The following is a 5,022-nucleotide window of genomic DNA, read 5'->3' on the forward strand; positions in this document are numbered from 1 at the left end:
GGTCGTTTGGCGGCGTTCCTTCAACTGGCATGAACATCCACGAGCGTCCGAAGTCCGGAGCAAGGACAACGTCCGCGAATGGCGGCTTGTGGGTCGAGGCCACCAGCGTGAAGCCGACATCCAGCTAAAGGTCAGGACGCGGCAGCTGAGCGCCCGATCTCGGCCGATTTGATCTGTGGCAGCCTCGCCGGAAAGCTGCCGTACGATCGATCGCCCGCGCGGTGGCCGTCTGGCTCAAGGCTAAGCCATAGGTTTTTGTTCCGGTTTCCCCTTGGAACTTGGAGCACCGGGTCTCGTTGACCTGCGGAACGCCAGATCGGCTACCCGTCGTCAGACAAACCGGAGCATGAACATGAGCAGCGCCGAGGATACGACCGCCGTTCCGGCCACCGCCGGCGAGGACCTTGCGCCCGAGGCTTCCCCCTTGGTTCCGACCGATCCGGCGACCGAAGGAGCGGCAGTTCCATCCACCGAGCCCTTGGAAGGGGCGCCGGTGGAGAGCTTGCCCGGAGACCAGGGCGTCGCCGGCATCGCGGCCGCGTCCCTGGCACCGCAGGCTCGGGGAAAGACCAAGGGCGTCGCGGACATCGTGTTCGTGGTCGACGTCAGCGGCAGCATGGTTCCGTGCATCGACGCGCTCCGGCAGAATATCGAGACGTTCGTCAGTTCGCTCAGCGGCGGCGACGCGAACAACGCGCCGCCCGTGAAGGACTGGCGCGCCAAGGTCGTAGGCTACCGAGACCTGGAGAGTTCCGAGGCCGAGGGTCTGCCCTGGATGATCGACAACGAGTTCGTGCGCGACACCGCGGCATTGAAGACGCAGCTCGGGGGCCTGAGTGCGAACGGCGGCGGCGACGAGCCCGAGTCGTTGCTCGACGTTCTATACAAGGTGGCCACCATGGAGGCGAGCCCGAAGGGATCGCAGACCGTCGAGGCGACCAAGTGGAGGTATCGGAGCGACGCGGCGCGGGTGGTGGTCGTCTTCACCGACGCGTCCTTCAAGGAGACGATGAGCATTCCCGAGGCCAAGGGCGGCTCGCTCCAGGACGTCGCCAACGTGGTCATGGCGAACCGGATCATCCTCAGCGTGTTCGCACCCAACTTCGAGGGGTATGACCGCCTGAGCCAGATCGACAAATCGGAATGGGAGGTCGTCGAGTTCGAGGGTCTGAACGCGCAGGAGGCGCTCACGAAGTTCACCTCGGACCCCGTCAATTTCCGCAACACGCTAAAGCAGCTCGCCGCCAGCGTTTCGCGCTCGGCGGAGACCGTCGCGCTTTGACGCGGCGAGCCCGGCCTTAAGGGCCCCACATGGCCAAGAAGCTGAAGGTGGGCGACCGGATCCGGGGATACCGTATCACGAAAGTGTTCGGCCCCGGCATGATGGCGATCTCTTACGGGGCGGTCGGGCCCGACGGTCGCAAGGTGTTCTTCAAACAGTACAAGTCGCCCGCGCCGACCGTGGTCTGGTACAAGGATTTCGTCGCCTATCAACGGGAGCTGTCCGCTCGGGTCGTCCGGGGCAAGGCCGACAATTTCGCGGTCGCCCAGATCGACGCCTTTGAGGAGGTCTGGGGCGGCCCATGCTACTTCCAGGCCTATCAATTCGTGGAGAACGGGGCCGATCTGCAACAGGTGCTCGACAAGGAACGCGACAGCCATCGCCTGACCGGAAAAGCACCCACGAGCGATCCCGCCATCTGGGCGCGGCACGTCACCTGGGCCAAGGTCCTCGTCGCGGGCGTCGCGGCGTTGCACGAGGTGAAGATCGTCCATGCGGACCTGAAGCCGGCCAACGCCTACCTGATCGAGGATCCCACGATCGCGGCGGAGTTCCAGCTCAAGCTGATCGACATGGACTTCTCGGTGCTCGCCGACCTCAGACCTCCCTGGCACGGCCATCAAGGCCATGTCGGCACCGACAATTACCGCTCGCCCGAGCATCTGACCCGGGGCTCGGTGCCCGTCCTGGCGTCCGACGTTTTCACCTGCGGGCTGATCCTCCATGAACTGCTGACCGGTCGGCATCCCTACTGGTCGGAGGACCAGGCGGACTATGCGCGATCGGTTCAGGGCTATAAGGCGAGTCCTCCGGCGCTGCTGGGACCGATGCCGTGGCCGGCCGACAATGCGGATGTGAGTTCGACGCTCCATCGGTGCCTGTCTCGCGACCCAGCGAAGCGTCCGACGGCCGCCGAATTGCGGGCCGTCCTGAGCGGCCGCGATCGTGGACCTTCCGTGAAAGCGCCAGCCGCATCGATGCCGGCCGTGAAGCCGCCGGTGCCGGCGAAGCCCGCGCCGAGACCCGCCGCTCCCGCTACCGCTCCCGTCGCGACGCCCGTGCGCGCGCCCCTGGCGTCGGCCGCCCTGCGGCTGACCGGACCGGACGGCAAGGTGCTGAGCATCCGCGTGCGAACCGAGCTGGGCAAGGCGCTAGTCCGCCAGTTCGGCCCCGAGGCCGATTATTGGGATGAGCGGCAATGCGTGGTCGAACGCGCCGCCGACGGCCGTTGGACATTAACGGGTGCGGGTGTCACGACAAACCAGACGCTGGTCAACGGCCGCGCGTTGACGTCGGTGCGCGTGCTCAGCCAGGGCGATCGCATCGCCGTCGGCAACGAGGCCAAGGGGCTCGCCAAGCTTCCACTTACCGTGGGCGCGGCATGACCGGCGAGCCTGAACAGGCCGTCGCGGCCCCGGACGCGGCGGTGCCCGATCCGATCACGCCCCGCGCGCCCACGTCGGAAACGCAGCCCGGGAGCGAGGCTTCGACGGCCGCGCCCGAGCCGTCGGAGCCGGCGAACGACACGCCCCGTACCATTCCGATGCTTCCGGTCGTCGAGGTCGAAAACCTGGACTGGCGCGCCGTGCGCCGATCGGTCGATCCCCGGGCCATACGGTCGCGGATGCGCGACACGGTGGAGGCGTTCGAGGCGCTGCTCGACCGGGCGGACGGGCCGGGGTTACTGTTCGACTCCGACCGGGCCAACGCGGCGGATCGCGCGATACAGGTATGTGACCTCAGTCCCGAGGTGCCGGTCTGGATCATAGGGGATCTCCACGGCGACCTTCTGGCACTCGAGGCTGCGTTGGCGTTGATAGACGCACGACCTGCCGAGCTTGAGCACGGTCCTTCCCGAATCATCTTCCTCGGCGACCTCTTCGACGACGAAGGCATGGGGCTCGAGGTTCTCCTGCGCGTGTTCGAGCTGATCCTCGCAGCGCCCGAGCGCGTCTGCGTGGTCGTCGGCAATCATGACGAGGCTCTGTCGTACGACGGCAACCGGTTTTCCTCGAGCGTATCGCCAAGCGACTTCGCGGACTTCCTCAACGCGAACCTCGCGCATGAATGGATCGAGCGCGCGGGCAAGTTGGCGGTCCGGTTCTTCGCCCAGGCGCCCCGGGCGTTGTTCCTCCCCGACGGACTGCTGGTCGCCCATGCCGGTTTCCCGCTCTCCGACCTGCACGCCCGGCTCGCCGAGACGAGCGACTGGAACGATCCGGCGTGCCTTTCGGACTTCGCCTGGACGCGCGCTCATCCGACAGCCCGGCGCAAGATGCCGAACCGGTTCACCCGCGGAAGCCAGTTCGGCCACGAGGACTTCGCCGCCTTCCGCGAGCTGAGCACGAGGCTGGGCCGGCCGGTCACGCACATGGTCCGCGGACATGATCACGTCGAGGAACGCTACATCGCGTACCCCGCTTACCGGGAGCACCCGGTGCTCACGACGGTGGCGCTCTCGCGTCGTCTGCCGCGCGAGTCGTTTGGACCTTACGTCCGGGTACCCACGCTCGCGCGCCATGTCGAGGGAGCGCTGCCGCAGGTCCACCGGCTCCACATCCCCGCCGAGATCGTCACGGCGGTATTTCCCGAACCCGTCGCGCGAGGGTGCGGCGAGGACATCGGATCGTGAGCGGCGTCGTCCTTCGGTGCTCGAACTGCGGAACCACGCAGCCGTCGCCGGGCGAATGCGACGCCTGCCACGAAGCGCAGGTCCGGTTCTTCTGCATGAACCACCAGCCGGGCGTCTGGCTCGACGGCGAGCGTTGTCCCCAGTGCGGAGCCAGCTTCGGCGATGTGGCTGTCGTCGCTCCACCGGTCCGCACCGCCCTTCCGCCACGTCGGACAGGTCCTGCCTCGAGGTCGCCCACCCGACGAGCCCCCATCGAGCCGTATGACCCTGATCCAGTGCCGTTTCGCGATGACGAGCCAATCGTCGAGCGTAGGGCAATGGAACGCAGGCTTCTCGAACTTCTGACCGCGGCATCCGGTGCGGGCAGGATCAGGAGTATGCGCCCGGACCCGGATGGTCGATCGCGCGGCGGCGGCTGCATGAAGATGATTCTCTTGTTGCTGGCCCTGGCGTTCGCCGTCTTCATCCTCGGGCCGCTGCTTCTCGGCGGCGCGATCCTACAACTGATCTAGCGCCGACAAACGCGGGCGATCAGGCCCCCGCGTGATCTTGCCCCTTTTCGACAGACTCGACTTGCAACCTCGCGAAGAACCTAATTGGGATGATTGGCGGCTTTCGCGTCGATGCGGCTAGAGGCCAACGAACTATTCTGAGCCAGCAAATTGACTGAGCTGCCCCTTTTAAGGGTGTTCCATCGACTATGACAGTCTGGACCACGGAAGGGACGACGAATGCCAGCGAGGAAGCACAAGCCCGAGGAGATCATCGGCAAGCTGCGTGAGGTGGAGATCATGCTGGGCCAGGGTCGCACGACCGCCGAGGCATGCCGTCGCATCGCGGTCAGCGAACATACCTACTATCGGTGGCGCAAGGAGTATGGCGGCCTGAAGACGGATCAGGCGCGACGCATGAAGGACCTGGAGAAGGAGGACCTGCGGCTGCGCCGGGCGATCTTCGACCTGACCTTGGACAAGCTCATCCCGCAGGAAGCCGCCCGGGGAAGCTTCTGAGCCCCGCGCGGCGCGGGCGCCGCATCGACCGGTTGCGACGAGAGCTCCTAGGCTCCAGACTCGTTCACAGCCAGAACGCGAGCGCGGTGGCGAGCGCC

The 5,022-nt window shown here is 66.4% G+C and carries 4 protein-coding genes and 1 pseudogene; all 5 read left to right on the plus strand.

The window, feature by feature from the left end; all coding sequences use genetic code 11:
* Positions 1-352: 352 nt before the first annotated feature.
* Entirely contained in the window at positions 353-1,282 is a 930-nt protein-coding gene (locus ACFE71_RS14810) for a vWA domain-containing protein (RefSeq protein ID WP_375429531.1), read from the plus strand.
* 29 nt (positions 1,283-1,311) lie between these two features.
* The gene (locus ACFE71_RS14815) at positions 1,312-2,667 is read left to right on the plus strand and encodes a protein kinase (protein ID WP_375429532.1); all 1,356 of its coding nucleotides are present in this window, start codon (positions 1,312-1,314) and stop codon (positions 2,665-2,667) included.
* Positions 2,664-3,914 carry a metallophosphoesterase gene (locus tag ACFE71_RS14820; RefSeq protein WP_375429533.1) on the plus strand — a complete coding sequence of 417 codons (1,251 nt, stop codon included), beginning with the start codon at positions 2,664-2,666 and terminating at the stop codon, positions 3,912-3,914. Before ACFE71_RS14815 ends, ACFE71_RS14820 begins: the two co-directional genes overlap by 4 nt.
* A gap of 317 nt (positions 3,915-4,231) precedes the next feature.
* Positions 4,232-4,426 carry a hypothetical protein gene (locus ACFE71_RS14825; protein WP_375429534.1) on the plus strand — a complete coding sequence of 65 codons (195 nt, stop codon included), beginning with the start codon at positions 4,232-4,234 and terminating at the stop codon, positions 4,424-4,426.
* A 219-nt stretch (positions 4,427-4,645) separates the two neighbouring features.
* Positions 4,646-5,022, plus strand: a pseudogene (locus tag ACFE71_RS14830) (transposase); the annotation flags it as partial.

The sequence above is a fragment of the uncultured Sphingomonas sp. genome (genome assembly GCF_964237155.1).
Taxonomy (GTDB): domain Bacteria; phylum Pseudomonadota; class Alphaproteobacteria; order Sphingomonadales; family Sphingomonadaceae; genus Sphingomonas.